General features: G+C 32.6%; 17 protein-coding genes. 3 read left to right on the top strand and 14 right to left on the bottom strand.

The window, feature by feature from the left end:
* Window positions 1-35 precede the first annotated feature (35 nt).
* Both RT037_RS01085 and pth read left to right on the top strand, forming a co-directional pair.
* Window positions 36-872: a hypothetical protein gene (locus tag RT037_RS01085; RefSeq protein ID WP_312321604.1), complete on the top strand. Its 837-nt coding sequence runs from the start codon at window positions 36-38 to the stop codon at window positions 870-872.
* Between the two features lie 3 nt (window positions 873-875).
* On the top strand, window positions 876-1,439 hold the full coding sequence (gene pth / locus RT037_RS01080) for an aminoacyl-tRNA hydrolase (RefSeq protein WP_312321605.1): 564 nt from the start codon (window positions 876-878) through the stop codon (window positions 1,437-1,439).
* Between the two features lie 71 nt (window positions 1,440-1,510).
* On the opposite strand, the gene RT037_RS01075 is transcribed toward pth, so the two are convergent.
* From RT037_RS01075 to RT037_RS01010, 14 genes are all read right to left on the bottom strand, one after another.
* The gene (locus RT037_RS01075; RefSeq protein ID WP_313027292.1) at window positions 1,511-3,103 is read right to left on the bottom strand and encodes a SulP family inorganic anion transporter; all 1,593 of its coding nucleotides are present in this window, start codon (window positions 3,101-3,103) and stop codon (window positions 1,511-1,513) included.
* A 128-nt stretch (window positions 3,104-3,231) separates the two neighbouring features.
* Window positions 3,232-3,528 carry a hypothetical protein gene (locus tag RT037_RS01070; RefSeq protein ID WP_313027289.1) on the bottom strand — a complete coding sequence of 99 codons (297 nt, stop codon included), beginning with the start codon at window positions 3,526-3,528 and terminating at the stop codon, window positions 3,232-3,234.
* Between the two features lie 30 nt (window positions 3,529-3,558).
* A complete protein-coding gene (locus RT037_RS01065; RefSeq protein ID WP_313027284.1) occupies window positions 3,559-4,227 on the bottom strand; it encodes a carbonic anhydrase in 669 nt (222 codons plus the stop codon).
* 121 nt (window positions 4,228-4,348) lie between these two features.
* Window positions 4,349-4,906, bottom strand: coding sequence for a serine acetyltransferase (locus tag RT037_RS01060; protein WP_312321612.1), 558 nt, complete (start codon window positions 4,904-4,906; stop codon window positions 4,349-4,351).
* A gap of 9 nt (window positions 4,907-4,915) precedes the next feature.
* Entirely contained in the window at window positions 4,916-6,064 is a 1,149-nt protein-coding gene (locus RT037_RS01055) for a glycosyltransferase (protein ID WP_313027280.1), read from the bottom strand.
* Window positions 6,065-6,097: 33 nt separating this feature from the next.
* The gene (locus RT037_RS01050) at window positions 6,098-6,778 is read right to left on the bottom strand and encodes a hypothetical protein (protein ID WP_313027276.1); all 681 of its coding nucleotides are present in this window, start codon (window positions 6,776-6,778) and stop codon (window positions 6,098-6,100) included.
* Between the two features lie 11 nt (window positions 6,779-6,789).
* The gene (locus RT037_RS01045) at window positions 6,790-7,101 is read right to left on the bottom strand and encodes a hypothetical protein (protein WP_313027272.1); all 312 of its coding nucleotides are present in this window, start codon (window positions 7,099-7,101) and stop codon (window positions 6,790-6,792) included.
* A gap of 158 nt (window positions 7,102-7,259) precedes the next feature.
* Window positions 7,260-7,619: a hypothetical protein gene (locus RT037_RS01040; RefSeq protein ID WP_313027269.1), complete on the bottom strand. Its 360-nt coding sequence runs from the start codon at window positions 7,617-7,619 to the stop codon at window positions 7,260-7,262.
* Complete coding sequence (locus RT037_RS01035; RefSeq protein ID WP_313027266.1) at window positions 7,601-8,737, bottom strand: glycosyltransferase; 1,137 nt, start codon at window positions 8,735-8,737, stop codon at window positions 7,601-7,603. Before RT037_RS01035 ends, RT037_RS01040 begins: the two co-directional genes overlap by 19 nt.
* A complete protein-coding gene (locus RT037_RS01030) occupies window positions 8,737-9,651 on the bottom strand; it encodes a glycosyltransferase family 2 protein (protein ID WP_313027261.1) in 915 nt (304 codons plus the stop codon). The genes RT037_RS01035 and RT037_RS01030 overlap by 1 nt, the downstream gene beginning before the upstream one ends.
* A 60-nt stretch (window positions 9,652-9,711) precedes the next feature.
* The gene (locus tag RT037_RS01025; protein ID WP_313027259.1) at window positions 9,712-10,893 is read right to left on the bottom strand and encodes a glycosyltransferase; all 1,182 of its coding nucleotides are present in this window, start codon (window positions 10,891-10,893) and stop codon (window positions 9,712-9,714) included.
* 16 nt (window positions 10,894-10,909) lie between these two features.
* Window positions 10,910-11,932, bottom strand: coding sequence for a glycosyltransferase (locus tag RT037_RS01020; protein WP_313027255.1), 1,023 nt, complete (start codon window positions 11,930-11,932; stop codon window positions 10,910-10,912).
* On the bottom strand, window positions 11,932-12,738 hold the full coding sequence (locus tag RT037_RS01015) for a glycosyltransferase family 2 protein (RefSeq protein ID WP_313027252.1): 807 nt from the start codon (window positions 12,736-12,738) through the stop codon (window positions 11,932-11,934). Before RT037_RS01015 ends, RT037_RS01020 begins: the two co-directional genes overlap by 1 nt.
* Window positions 12,739-12,740: 2 nt before the next feature.
* Window positions 12,741-13,283: an acyltransferase gene (locus RT037_RS01010; protein WP_313027249.1), complete on the bottom strand. Its 543-nt coding sequence runs from the start codon at window positions 13,281-13,283 to the stop codon at window positions 12,741-12,743.
* A gap of 69 nt (window positions 13,284-13,352) precedes the next feature.
* On the opposite strand from RT037_RS01010, the gene RT037_RS01005 reads away from it, so the two are divergent.
* Window positions 13,353-14,351, top strand: coding sequence for a glycosyltransferase (locus tag RT037_RS01005; protein ID WP_313027246.1), 999 nt, complete (start codon window positions 13,353-13,355; stop codon window positions 14,349-14,351).
* Window positions 14,352-14,361 lie beyond the last annotated feature (10 nt).

Raw genomic sequence — 14,361 nt, 5'->3', positions numbered from 1 at the left:
AATCGAAATATAGTATTTTTGTAAAAATTTAAAAGATGAAATTAAGTTTCAAAATTTTAGTTGTTGTTGGTGCTTTTTTAATCACAAGTTCTTGTGACTCTACAAGAGACATAACTGGGGATTCGTTAGTAGGGGTTAATTATGGTAATACAAATACATCAGTCAAAAAGCTAAAAAAAATTGAAGATACGAATGGAGACGGGGATGTTTTAACAACCACTTATACATACGACGCAGATAAGCTTACAAAAGTATATTCCAAATCTAGTCATGGAAATGAGTATACGTATGTTCTTGTTTATAACGGAACAGAGTTATCGCAAATAAAGCAAACTCAAAAAGAAGAGGGCGAGTCGCAAATGGATACAACCTATGATTTGGTATACACTGGAGGAAAGCTAACTTCTATGAAAGCTGTCGCAAAATCTAGTGATGTTGAGGTTTATAATATTGATACACAGTTTAGATATTCAGCAAGTAATATTTCTGGTGCTAAATCTACTTTCAAAAATGGTACTAGTGAGATGGGAAGTTTGGATAGTACATTGGGTTTTACTGGAGCCAATCTTACTTCGTTTAAATTGACTTCAACGGTTCCGATTTTCCCGAAAGTGGAAATGCTAATGTCTAATTTTGATGATAAAAAGAATCCATTTGCAAATTTTCCTGAAGCTTTTAAAGCTTTTTCTATGAATTTCATGTTAGGTTCATCTTCGCCTGTCGCTATGTTTTCTCAAAACAACTATAAAACTATTAAAGTGGTTGGTGATAGTGTTTCTTATGATATGACATACACCTACAACACTGATAATTATCCAGTTGCTGGTACAAGAAGTGATAATGGTGGAAAAATTACTTTCGAATATTATTAAACTATGAAATATCTTATTGTTGGCTTAGGCAACAAAGGTGACGAATATACTGAGACCCGACATAATGTCGGGTTTAAAGTTGCTGAAAAAATCGCTGAAAAAATTGAAACGCCTTTCAAATCTAGTAATTTTGGATTGTTGGCAGAAGGTAAGCACAAAGGCCGAAAAGTTTTTGTTCTTAAACCTGATACCTACATGAATCTTAGCGGAAATGCGGTTAGATTTTGGATGCAAAAAGAGAATATTCCGTTGGAAAATGTTTTAGTGATTACCGATGATTTGGCTTTACCTTTCGGAACTTTAAGAATGAAAATGAAAGGTGGCGCAGGTGGTCATAACGGACTTAGAAATATTGAAGAAGTTCTTAATACAGGAAATTATACAAGACTTCGCTTTGGGATTTCTGCTGAGTTTAAAGATGGACAACAAGTCGATTATGTGCTCGGGAAATGGTCCGAAGAAGAAAATGAAAAACTACCAGAACGACTGGATAAGTTTGCGAATGCTAGTTTGTCTTTTGTGTTCGCTGGTGTGGGGAATACGATGACAGCTTTTAATGGTAAATAAAATCGAAAAGCGAACCAAATTTTGGTTCGCTTTTCTTTGATAGAATATAAGTGAAAAAAGAGTTTTTGTAATTAAATCGCTCTTCGATGCTCAATAATTACATGAGAATCTTCGTCGATTGCATAATCTTTATAAGAGGTTTTAAAACCAACTAATCGTACTTCGATATCTTCTTCTACAGCTCTAATATTAGCGAAATCTTGTATCATTTCCAATACATCTGTCGCAATGTAAGATGTGCCTCTCGCATCGATGGTTACGATAGAATTTGCTTTGATGTTTTTCAGCGTTTTCTTAATCGCAGCTTTATTTAAAAACGAAACTTCTTCTGCAAGTTTGATATTAATTTCATCTGCTGCGTTAAGTTTTTCTCGACTCAGATAATAAGCACGTTTCATATTACCCTGAAGAACATAGATAATCGAAATTGCCAAACCAATAGCCACACCTTTTAATAAATCTGTTGCTACAATTGCGATAATCGTTGCTATAAAAGGGATAAACTGATATTTTCCTTTGTGCCAAAAATGCATGATGTTTTTAGGACTTGCTAGTTTGTAACCAATTAAGATTAAAACGGCAGCCAAAGTCGCTAGCGGAATCATATTCAACAAAAATGGAATACTTAGCACACATACAAGTAGCAAAACACCATGTATCATCGTTGAGATTTTATTGGTTACACCAGCGTTCGCATTTGCAGAACTTCGCACAACAACCGAAGTCATTGGAAGTCCACCAATTAAAGAACTCAAAATGTTACCAATGCCTTGCGCACGCAACTCTAGATTGGTGTCTGTAATTCTTCTTTTAGAATCGAGTCTGTCCGAAGCTTCGATACACAAAAGTGTTTCGATAGAAGCTACAATCGCAATCGTTGCACCAACAATCCAAACTTTATAGTTTAAAAAACCTTCAAAAGCTGGGAAAGTAATCATTGCTTTAAAATCGTCTGCCGTTTTCGGGACAGGAAGATTTACCAAATGCTCTTTTGAAATCGCTAAAGAACTTCCACTCACTAAAAAGATTTGATTTAAAACAATACCTGCAATAACAGCTACCAAAGCGCCTGGCAAAAGTTTTAGTTTCTTTAAAGCTTTAACTTTATCCCACATGAGTAGAATTGTTATTGAAACTAAAGTTACCACGATTGCTCCTGGATGTACCGCTGAAAGTAAATTAGTGAAAAAGGCAGGATTAATTCCGTTATCAAAAATTGATTCGCTTGCAATATTGCTGTTGTAGCCTAATGCCAACGGAATTTGTTTAATAATGATAATAATACCAATACCCGCCAACATACCTTCGATAACGTTGTTGGGGAAATAGTTGGAAATACTACCAGCTCGAATAAAACCTAAAATAAGTTGTATAACACCGGCGATAATACCAGCTGCTAAAAACAATTCAAAAGAGCCTAGGTCTGTGATGGCAGCAATAATAATGGCTGTAAGCCCTGCCGCTGGCCCCGATACCGAAATGTGCGAGTTACTAATAAATCCGACAACCAAGCCCCCGATAATACCTGAGATAATTCCTGCTAATGGTGGTGCGCCAGATGCTAATGCGATACCAAGACAAAGTGGTAAGGCAACTAAAAAGACGACAAGTCCTGATGGGAAATTCTCCTTGAATAAGCCCATGAAGTTTTTTGCTTTTTTCATATCCGAAAAAGTATAAGTATATAACCTCATTACTGACGTAACTGAAGTTTTCTACGTTGAAAATTTAATTTTAATTAATTGAATAAGAGGAGTTTCCCGATAGTTGATAAAGGGAAGCTTGATTAAAATTAAATCTGATTCGGAGGTGGCGAAAAAATAGGGATATACGGAGAGATACTCGCGTTGTCATCAATAAGGGTGAAAGATTTTTTGCCAAGATCAGATTCGAAAAACTTAATAAAGTCGTGTATCGAAAGTGGATTAGGCGTTACCTTTTCATTAAAAGATGACGAGCTTGTTTTTACTTCTTCTTCAGCAATCGATACATTAGTCGTTGGCAAATCCCATCCGAAAACCGCAGCCATACTCGGTAAGGCTGTGAAATTCATAAAGATTGCTAAAACTAAAATACTCAAATACTTCATAAGATTGCTTTAATAACAGTTTTTACAAGGTTATTTTTCCATTTTTGGAACCGACCAAGTAGATTCTGTCAAATCATAAATTTTCTGAATATTGTGAAGAATGCCTTCAAAATCAATATTCAAATCCTTTAATGTGCCAGTTTTCAAATCGAAAACCCATCCGTGCACAACGGGATAACCATTTTGGACAAAGCCTTTTTGTACTGCAGCAGCTTTCACTACGTTAATACACTGCTCTTGTACATTGAGTTCTACCAATCTGTCGAACTTTTGATGTTGGTCAGTGATTGCGTCTAACTCTTCTTGGTGTGTACGATACACGTCACGAATACTTCTTAACCAAGGGTTAAGTAGACCAAGGTCTGTCGATTGCATCGCTGCGTTAATACCGCCGCATCCATAATGTCCACATACAACAATGTGTTTCACTTTTAGATGACTAACCGCATACTCAATAACCGAATTAACATTCATGTCGATATTGTTAACCACGTTAGCAATATTTCTGTGAACGAAAATTTCACCAGGTTTCAATCCCATCAAGTCTTCTGCCGGAACTCTACTGTCGGAACATCCGATGTATAAAAATTCTGGGTTTTGACCTTCTGCTAAGTTTTTAAAAAAGTCTGCGTTGGTAGATTTCATTTCTTCTACCCATTGACGGTTGTTTTCAAAAACTTTGTTGTACGAATCTTGCATAAAAATATATATTTAAGGTTAAAATTACTTTAACTATTAAATACGGTGTTTTGATAGATTGAATCAATAATGATGCAAAAGTAATTTATTTTGATTAAAAAATTAAAAATATTAACAAAGTTTAATATTTTACTTTATTATTAATATAGCCTTCTGTGGCCATATTATTAGGTGTAATCTGCGCAGGATTGCCGATGACTACGGAGTTTTCTGGCACATCTGTACTTACATAAGCGTTAGGCGCGATAAGAACATTATTCCCAATTGTGATGCCACCAACAATAACGGCATTGGGACCAATCCAGACTTCGTCGCCAATAGTTGGTACGCCTTCGCGCCTTCCACGATTGGCTTGTGCGATGGTTACACCTTGTGCAATATTACAGTTGCGGCCAATCACAGCTTTTGGATTAATCACCAATTGTCCCCAATGTCCGAGATAAAATCCTTCGCCAATTTGAGTTTCTGCATAGATTTGGAAACCATATTTAATTTGATAATGACGAAGAATGAATCTGTAGATTTTCCCTGTTAATGAAGATTTGGGATGTTTTTGCGCATTTCGGAACCAATAGATATAATGCAGATTTGGACTAAAGCATTTTCTTAGTATCTGAAAATGTGACAAATATTGTCCACTTTCTCTGTAAAAATCTTTTTGAATGGTCGTATAAGACATATTGCAAAGTTAAAGATTATCGATAATATTTGTAATCCCTTTCACAGAATTTTTTAGGTTAAATGGCATTTCGTAATCTTGAAGTTTAGCCTGATAACTTTCAAAAGTTTGAGGATGTAATAAAGCTTTTTTCATACCTTTATAAATACCTTCTTCGGAGTTTTCTATGATTAAACCCAAGTCGCCGTCATTTAACATTTCTCGAACGCCAGAAACATCTGTTGCAATAATATTTTTGTTAAGTGTCATCGCTTCGAATAAAACGGTTGGGAAACCTTCGTAACGAGAACTTAAAATATAAAAATCCGCTCTCTTAAAATAAGGATAAGGATTGTCTGTAAAACCCATCATTGTGGCTGTGTTGTCAACGCCAAGTTCGGTTTTTAGTTTTTTAATATTTTCAAAATCATAACCATCGCCAACGATGAGAAGTCGGTGATCTAATCCTTCATTTATTAATTTTTTATGAGCTTTAAGAAGTCGGTCAAATCCTTTTTGAGGGAAAATAGTCCCAACCGAGATGAAAGTCGGAAGTGTGCCATCAAACTTATAATTTTCTAAAGGTTTTTCCGCTTTTGTTAAAATCTCTTCTGTATCCAAAGGGTTGAAAATTCTAACAATTTTGGATTTCTCAGTTTCGGAAATAGCAAGATCTTCGAAGGTTTGTTTTATTTTTTCAGAAATAACCATCACTTTATCATATTTGAAAAAGCGTCTGATTTTTTCTTTGGTATAGCCTTCAACTTGTGTCAAATCATTATGGATCCACATCAGTTTTTTTGAGGACGTCAAAGGACTATTAAGCACTTCGTCCATAAAACCGTGGATTGCAGCAAACTCGATGTCATACTTTTTGTTTTTGAGTTTTCGCTTATAAAGAATTTTTGGATATTTTTTCAATAAACGCTGATAGACAACGCGATAGGCTTTTTTAGGAATGTCTTGCGGGCGATTGGTCGTAATCATTTCGCCTTTGTTGAGGTACATCACATTAACCCAATTCGGAACTTCGGTAAGATATTTCCCTGAATATAGGTTAAGTAAAAGGTCCACTTCGTATTTGTCTGACGGCAAATTTTTGAGGAAAATCACCAAAACTTTCTCCGCACCACCATGACGCAGAGATCCAATTCTGATGAGGATTTTTTTCTTTTCCAAAATCTTAAAATTTAACAATACAATATATGATTTTTATCCATTGTTTTCTTTTTTTAAAAACAAACAGGTAGCAGAATAATTTTTTTTAATCCCCGATAAATAATACTTCATCATAAACCACCATTCTTTACTTTTGTACCAAGGCATAAAAAGTCTCAATAATTTTATTAAAATTAATTTGGGTTTAGATTGTAAAAATTTATAAAAACTATATTCTGTTTTCGCTATATTTTGATCAATTAAATAAAAATTAGCAAAAAGACTTTTATACATTTTTTCAGGGGTTGCTCTATAATAAGCTTCCACAGGGTCTGGAGACGGAGGAAACACCAAAGAATTGGTAATAATAAGATAGCCATTTTCGGCTAAAATTTCAAATAATATTTTGGATAATTCTTTTCTGGTATTTTTGTTGAGATACATCAAAATATTATTACAGAGAATAAGTTTTGGTTTCAGTTTTTTCACTTCGTTTCTGAAATTTTCATCAGATAAATCTCCAACCAAGTCTATACCTTCATCTTCTTTCATGTCGAGATGGATAACTTGTTTTTTTTCGTCTAAAAAAAGATTAAAAATATTATTTTGTATAAATGGCTGTTTTTTGGTTCTATAGACAAGGGTTGAGCTTCCTATATTAAGCACAGGGAAAGGTTCTTCGGGAAGAATTTCTTTTATTTTTTCGGCAATCCAGATAGATTCTTCTACAAGCATATTTGTGTTTTTTAGGTATTGAATTTTAAAAATATCTTGTCACTGTATTCTCTTATTTTAATTGGATAATCTATTAAATGGATGCTTTTTTCAATCTCGTTTTTTTGTTCTTCTACAAAATTCAAAAATAATTCCCATTCTAAAAGAGAATATTTGGCAAATACTTCAGCAGCATAAAAATTTTGAGACTGTGCCCAAATTACATTTTGAATGGCAAACCTTCTAATGGGTGTATTTTTTTGGGAGATATAGCAATCGTCAAATATTTTTATTTTAGTTTGAATTTCCTTTTTAGAAAGAGGCAAATAATAACAATTTCTCATGCTTTCTGGAATTGGTACAGAAATATGATAAAAGTAAAGAGGTACGGATAAATCTATTTTTTTGAGAATTTCTAAAGCAATGTCATTTACTTTTATATGTTCCGGATGCTAATCTAACGGAAAAGGGATAAAAATAGCAGAAAAGTTGTTCTTTGAAATTAATTCTTTTCTCTATTTGTAGAAACTATTAGTTTAAAACCAGTTTTCTTACTTACATTTCTTATCTCGTTCTGTCTTATTGTTTCGTTTTCTTGATGATAATTTTTCCCCAAAAAATTGTAATAATAAACTGTAGATTCTTCTGCTTTAGAAATTACTTGGCTACAGCCAATCCACTCGTCATCAGCATGCGGGGCAAGTATCAAAATGTTTTTCAAATCAACATGAGGAAGGATCAATTCTGAATCAATAATTTTTTTGTTAGATAATTTAGATTTTATCTCACAAAAACACCAGAGAATTTTATTTTTTAAAATCCTGATTTTTAGTTTTATTAAACTTAGATTATTTCTTGCCATTTTTTCAGAATTTCATTTTGTTTCCAGTTTTGTGCTTCTTTAGATGCGCTTTCCATCATCTTTTCTAGTTTTTCATCAGAATTAGTAAGCATTTCTAGTTTTTGGATAAAATCTTCTTTATTGTTTATATCAATTAAAAACCCTGAATTGTTTTTAACAATATCACTTGGGCCATAGTTACAGTTGTAAGAAATAATAGTATTACTACAAAACATAGCTTCTACCAAAACCGTGGGCAAAGCTTCTTTAAGTGATGTGAATCCAAATATTTTAGATTTTCTAAGCAATTCTAAAATTTCATCAGAAGTTTTAGTCCCGTAGAAAATTACACGATCTTGTAATTGATTTTTTTCTACAAATTGTTCTAAATTTACTCTTTCGTTGCCATCACCAATTATTTGAAATTTCCAATCTTTAGAAATGTTGGCTTTTTTGAAAATTTCTAAAAGAGTAATTACATTTTTTTCCTTATCTAATCTTCCTACAAAAGAAATAAGATTTTCTTTATTTTCAAAATTGATTTTTGGCTGATTTTCAAAAGGTTCTCCTATAATATTAGGAATAAAATAAGTTCTATTGAATTGTTTATAATATTCTATGGCAGGAGAATTAATACAGACAATACCCTTAAGATTTTTGTAATATCTTCTTAAAATATCATTAAAAAGTATTCCGCCAGTTTGGTAAGTAACATGCTCCCAAGCAATAGTTTTGTGATTCGCTTTTTTGTTAAGACTAAGAAAGCTAGATAGTTTATACCAAGCAGAAATAATGGTATCATAATTTTGATGGTTTTTTCTCATCCAGTTTCTAAGCATTAGAAAAACCCCAATATGATAAATATAAGCGTTAATGTTTGTTATTTTCGGGATAAATCTTAAATGTTTTACACTGAATTCGCAAATTTTCCATGCCCAATGTGAAAAAGTATCTATATTGTGAACTTTAATATTAGGATCTAAAGGGTAAAAATGCTCTCTTTCATTTATTAATAAAAGAATTTCTACAGTATATCCTTGTTCTGATAAAGCATTAGCAAGATTGGTAAGAACCTTGGCAACACCACCAGGTTTGAACAATTTATAATATACCAGTAAAATCGACTTTTTCTGCTCCATTATTTATTTTTTTGATAGATGAATGAAAAAGGCAATGCAAAAAATCCTAATATTTTAATCACAGGATTTTTAATCTCATTAAAAATGGTAGAAATTTTTCTTCCACTTTTTAAAGCATAGGTTTGGTAGCCAATTAAGTTTCTCAACAGTGCTTTTGGATAAAAAAACAATTGATTTCCGTAAGCGTTTAAGAATGAAAGATGACCTTCTGTCAATCCAAAAAGATTTTTCCCGCTCCATCTTGTATTCGAAACAGAAGCTGCATCATCATCGTCTTTTAGGTAAAATCGCACTATTTTATTCACAAATCTGGTCTTAATTCCTCTAGCGTCATACTCATTGAAAATCACACTTTGCGGAATGTAACCTTTACCTTCGTATTGACTAAAATCTTTATCAGAAACTTCTCTTTGATAGGTTTTGGTAATAAAAATCCCGAATTTATCTCCTCTAACTTTGTATTTGTAGCGCATCTCGAAAATGCTTCCATCAAAACCATTGTTAGGATATTTATCACCAACAATTTTACCGTTTTCATCAGCAGAAAGTCCCATCACAGAAATATAATCGTCTTGATTTTCTATTTTTTCAACTTCAGAAATTAAAGTTTCTAAAGCGTCTTCTGGATATGCATCATCAGAATCTACCACCATAAAATAAGGTGTTTTCACCATTTTTACGCCTTCTAAAACAGTTAGAAATTTATGACGGTTTTTATCTTTTTTATAAATAATTTCAAAAAAAGTATTCAGCAGTTGGAAATTCTGCACCACTTTCTCAGTATTATCTGTGGAACCATCATCTAAAATAATCCAAAGAAAATCTTTGAAACTCTGATTGAGAAGAGATTCAAAAACTTTCGGGAGCGTTTTTGCCCGATTGTAAGTGGGCGTGATAATGGTAATTTTTTTCATTTGTGTTTACAAGTTTTGAAATTTTTAAAATTCACAATTCACTTTTCCGAAGGAATAATTTCACTTATTCAATAAATTATATTGTTGTTCAAAAACATCACTGATCTGTTTGTAAATCTTTTGAGAATCAAACTTTTTATATGATTTCGCAGTGTTTTTTCTTATTTTTTCAAATAATTCTGGTTGCGTAAATACTTTTTTCATGGCTTCGTAGATTTCCGATTCGTTATCATTAACCAAAATACCATCGATGCCGTTATCTATCATCTCTGGGATGCCTCCAACATTGGTACTAATAATAGGTATTTCTAATGCTAGAGCCTCGTTAATAACCAGTGGATATGCTTCAGTTTTTGAAGGGAAAACAAAATAATCAGAATTTTTCATGTAAGGAAAAGGATTAGTTTTTGTTCCCAATAATTTAAAAGTTTCCTGTACATCACACGCCTTTATTTGTTGGGTCAAATTGTTTTTTTCTTCTCCATCTCCTAAAATTATGATGCTGTGCTCAAAGCCTTCATTAATCAATTTTTGATGAACATTGATTAAGGTATGATAAGCTTTTCTTTTATTGAGTCTACCGACAGAACAAAAAATGGGCTTTTTGAGGTTGTGAAGATCGACATTTGTGGCTAAAGATCTTTCTTTAACCTCATCGGTTCGAATCGCATTGTAGATAACCGAACTGCTAGGATATGTTATATGATAATATTTTTCAATTGCATTTCTAATATTTGCTGCACAAAATATTACATGATCAAATTTCCTTAATTTCTCGACTCTTTCTGAGGCGGTCTTTTGATTGCGTTCATTTTTTTGATGTACATCATAAGAAATGTCAGTATGAAACCAGGCAATTTTCCGCGATTTTTTATCAGGTGAGTTTAGCACCATATCAAATTCTGCGTAACTTGAGGCGATTTCTATATCGTATTTTTCACGAACTTTCAGATGATATAATATTGATGGAAATCTAGTGTAGACCTCCAGCTTTAAGCGGCGAAAAAGCATTTGGAAATTTTGGAGGAATCTATTAGAGCTCATTTGCTCTTTACCCTTTTCCACAACGATAAGTTTGATGTTCTTGGGGATTTCTTTCACCAATTCTCCTTGATAGAGATTGAGCATTAAGGTTAAATCGAATCTATCCTTTGGGAGGTTGTCTAAAATATCTAAGATTACGCGTGGGACACCGCCCATCTCTAGTGATCGTAACCGAAATAGTATTTTTATTTTTTGCATATTGTGTTTTATGTTCTCAGTTATCGACTTCAGCCCCTAGATTTCGATATTGTGTTTTAAATTTTTCTGACCATTTTTTCCATTCCAAATATTGCGCGTCGGGATGATTGGCTTGTTCTAAAAATGTTTTGATATAGTCGTCAGAAAAATCTTTTGGATAATTTTCCATGGCGTTAAACTTATCTGTGTACCAAGCTTCGTTAAGGATAAAATTCATTCTGTTAACATCAAAATTGTTTCCATATTCGTGATAAGATTCTGTTGCCGAAGATTTGAAAGTCGTTTTTAAAACCTCTTGTTTCGTTCGTGCAAAGATGGCTTTTTTATTGTTGTGATACCAAGCTGCGGCGTTTCGCAATTGTTGTTTTTCGTCAACTTTGCCTCTGGCGTCTTTCCAGATTTGTAACCAATAATCTTTCTGATACAGTCCCATCAGGATAGAATTAAGTGCCCAGTACTTTCTTTTTGTTGTGTTGTCGGCAATACCTAATTTATACAAAATCGTAAAAAATTTGTACTTGTTGTACATGAAAAGATCCATAACAAACTGATTCGATGTAAATGTTTTTTTAGGAATTACCGAATCAAAAATGCCAAAATTATTGACATCACAGTTTTTATCGTCCGAATAATTCCCAAGCCAACCTAGCTTTAACAAAGGAATTTTGCTTTTTTGCATTTCGGAAGTCAGTGTGTCAAAGTTAATCGGCTTTGTCATCCAGACGTCGTCTTCAGTTACCATAACATAATCCGAAGCCTTTTTAATTTGATTATACCAAAGGTCGGTGGGAATCGTAAAGCCATCAATTTTTTTTCCTGATGCAATATTCTGCTCAACAGCTTTAATCTTTTCAGGATATTGTTTTGATTTTAAAATAGAAATCGATGGATATTTTTGTTTAATCTTTTCTAAATACCGCAGAGGTGTACCATCATCCAAAACAAAAATGTTGAAATCTCCTTTAGCATTTTCCATAATAGAAGCAATGCAACGATCTAAGTAATAAGGTCGATTGAAAGATTTTATAATGATATCCATTAGCTTAGTTTTCGTAAAAGTTTTTTAAAAAAGCTATTTTCTTTTTCAAAAATATATTTTGGTAAGTCAGTTATTTCTGCCACATTCTTGCCATAAAGTTTGTTGATTTTTCTTCTGTGGCAAGTTGCAAAGATGACTTTATGCCAATTTTCCTTTAGTTTTGCTTTTTTCGATTTGTCTTGTGATACCCCTTTGTCATGCAGTCTATAAAGATACTGGAAAGAATTAATAAACTTGAAATTACCTTTTTCGTATAGTTTTAAATACAAATCTTGGTCGACAGCCGATGTTAATGCTGGGTCTATCCCTTCTGTCTGGTTGTATGTAGATTTTTTAAAAGTAAAAAAGTGAGCAACTTCAAAATTAATGTTAAAGAACAAATTTTTATGTTGAGGTATTTTTCGAGAATATTTAAAATCGCCTACAGCTTTCCCTTTGTCATTGACCAATTTAATTTTTGAATAAGTTGCAATGCAGTTTTCGCTATTATATGCTAAGACAGATTCTTCGATTGCAGTATTCGTTACAAAGTCGTCTGGATCTAGGAACCCGCATATTTCTCCATTCGCTTCTTCGATACATCTCCTTTTAGTAAATCCAACTTTAGAATTGACATCATTTCTAAAAAGTTGAATGCGAGAATCGGTATTCGCCAATTCTTGTAATTTTTCGTACGAACCATCTGTAGAACAATCGTCAACAATGATAATTTCTAAATTTTGATAAGTCTGATTTTTTATAGAATTATAACAATCTTGAAAGTAATCCCAGTTGTTATAATGAGCAACTAATATAGAGAATAGCATAATTAGATTGATTTTACAATTTGCTCCTGCTTGTTAATGATAACCGAATTAGCTGGCACATCTTTATGGATAACACAACCTGCACCAATAATTGTATTGTCGCCTATTGTTACGCCTTTTAACACAACAACATTGCTGCCAAGCCAGCAGTTTTTGCCGATTTTGACAGGAGCAGTCTTGAATTTTTGGTGTTCAACTTTAAAGTTGGGTAAAGAGGAGTATTTATGATTATGGTCGTAGAGTTTGACAGATTCTCCGATCAATGTATTTTCACCAATTTCAATACTGTCAAGACAATTTACTGAACAATTATTATTGAAAAATACATTGTTTTCAATTTTTAAACTAGCATTTTTTCCAACCAAAAAATGACAATTATCTCTAACATTAATGTCCTTGGCAAAGCTTATACTTTTGTAACCATTATAAAACTTGAAATCACAAAAATTACCAATCTTTATGTTGGCGTTTTGGTGTTTAGAAAGCTCTTTTAGGTTAGCGTTTTTTAAAATTTTGAGAATTAATTTTCCTAGAATACTCATCATCTTTTGTTTGTGTAGTCCAAAGATACTGCTTTCCAAAATAAAATGATAATTTTGCAGATAATGAATAACATGAATGACAAAAAAGTTACGATTTCGATACCAATTTTCAAATGTGAAAGTTTTATTATCAAGACGCTGGAGTCAGTAAAATCGCAAACATATCCTAATATTGAAGTTATTTTAGTTAACGATAAAACACCAGATAATAGTGCGGACTTAGTGACGAATTTTATTAGAGAAGGTCAACTTAGTAATTGGAAATTGATAGAATTAAGCGAGAATTCTGGACTTTCTGTTGTTCGAAATAAAGGGATAGATGAGGCGACAGGCGATTATATTTTCTTTTTAGATAGTGATGATACATTGGAAGCGTCATCAATTGCAGATTTTGTTGAAGTGGCAGAAGCGACAAATGCTGAAGTTGTTGTTGGAGAGGTTAAAGGAATTAAGCTTCCGGAATATCAAGAAGTTGATGTTTTCCCTTTAAGAGTTAAAGATGATGTATTGGAAGGTAACGATGTTATTCTTAAGTGTTTGGTAGATGGTGGATTTCCTGTGTCGAGTTGGAACAAGTTGATTCGACTTGACTTTCTTAGGAATAATAAAATATACTTTACGAAAGGATTATATGCGCAAGATTCTCTTCATACATTCGAGATGGCATTAAAACTCACTAAAATTGCTTTTTTAAGAAAGAAAACCTATAATTACTATTTGCACTCGGAATCTGTTATTCATAACCGAAAAAAAGTGCATTTTGACAATTGGATCACAATTGCTAATAAGCTTAACGATTATTATTTATCGGAAAAAGTAGCTTCACGAAAATTACAAATTCTAAAATACTTACTCAATTTTAAAGCAATGACTTTATTGATGAATTGGAAGGCTCAAAAAAATGAGGAATTGTGGAAACATAGCTATAAAGCTTATGCTAAACTTAAAGGGCTAAACTTATCTCATTATTTTTCTTCAGAGTTTTCTTCCAAACAGAAAAAAGAAAATTTTTATATGTCTTTGCCAACTAATTTAGGATACAAGTTATTCCGAAAACGTTTTGGAGACTAAAATAAAAAAA

The sequence above is a fragment of the Soonwooa sp. genome (assembly GCF_032062245.1).
In the GTDB taxonomy this organism is placed as follows: domain Bacteria; phylum Bacteroidota; class Bacteroidia; order Flavobacteriales; family Weeksellaceae; genus Soonwooa.
This window is presented reverse-complemented; position numbering and strand designations above follow the sequence as displayed.

What these genes read in the sequence shown, in the direction of transcription:
- RT037_RS01085 (WP_312321604.1), top strand. Translation starts at nt 36, where the DNA reads ATGAAATTAAGTTTCAAAATTTTAGTTGTTGTTGGTGCTTTTTTAATC.
- pth (WP_312321605.1), top strand. Translation starts at nt 876, where the DNA reads ATGAAATATCTTATTGTTGGCTTAGGCAACAAAGGTGACGAATATACT.
- RT037_RS01075 (WP_313027292.1), bottom strand. Translation starts at nt 3,103, where the DNA reads ATGAAAAAAGCAAAAAACTTCATGGGCTTATTCAAGGAGAATTTCCCA.
- RT037_RS01070 (WP_313027289.1), bottom strand. Translation starts at nt 3,528, where the DNA reads ATGAAGTATTTGAGTATTTTAGTTTTAGCAATCTTTATGAATTTCACA.
- RT037_RS01065 (WP_313027284.1), bottom strand. Translation starts at nt 4,227, where the DNA reads ATGCAAGATTCGTACAACAAAGTTTTTGAAAACAACCGTCAATGGGTA.
- RT037_RS01060 (WP_312321612.1), bottom strand. Translation starts at nt 4,906, where the DNA reads ATGTCTTATACGACCATTCAAAAAGATTTTTACAGAGAAAGTGGACAA.
- RT037_RS01050 (WP_313027276.1), bottom strand. Translation starts at nt 6,778, where the DNA reads ATGCTTGTAGAAGAATCTATCTGGATTGCCGAAAAAATAAAAGAAATT.
- RT037_RS01045 (WP_313027272.1), bottom strand. Translation starts at nt 7,101, where the DNA reads ATGAGAAATTGTTATTATTTGCCTCTTTCTAAAAAGGAAATTCAAACT.
- RT037_RS01040 (WP_313027269.1), bottom strand. Translation starts at nt 7,619, where the DNA reads ATGGCAAGAAATAATCTAAGTTTAATAAAACTAAAAATCAGGATTTTA.
- RT037_RS01035 (WP_313027266.1), bottom strand. Translation starts at nt 8,737, where the DNA reads ATGGAGCAGAAAAAGTCGATTTTACTGGTATATTATAAATTGTTCAAA.
- RT037_RS01030 (WP_313027261.1), bottom strand. Translation starts at nt 9,651, where the DNA reads ATGAAAAAAATTACCATTATCACGCCCACTTACAATCGGGCAAAAACG.
- RT037_RS01025 (WP_313027259.1), bottom strand. Translation starts at nt 10,893, where the DNA reads ATGCAAAAAATAAAAATACTATTTCGGTTACGATCACTAGAGATGGGC.
- RT037_RS01020 (WP_313027255.1), bottom strand. Translation starts at nt 11,932, where the DNA reads ATGGATATCATTATAAAATCTTTCAATCGACCTTATTACTTAGATCGT.
- RT037_RS01015 (WP_313027252.1), bottom strand. Translation starts at nt 12,738, where the DNA reads ATGCTATTCTCTATATTAGTTGCTCATTATAACAACTGGGATTACTTT.
- RT037_RS01010 (WP_313027249.1), bottom strand. Translation starts at nt 13,283, where the DNA reads ATGATGAGTATTCTAGGAAAATTAATTCTCAAAATTTTAAAAAACGCT.
- RT037_RS01005 (WP_313027246.1), top strand. Translation starts at nt 13,353, where the DNA reads ATGAATGACAAAAAAGTTACGATTTCGATACCAATTTTCAAATGTGAA.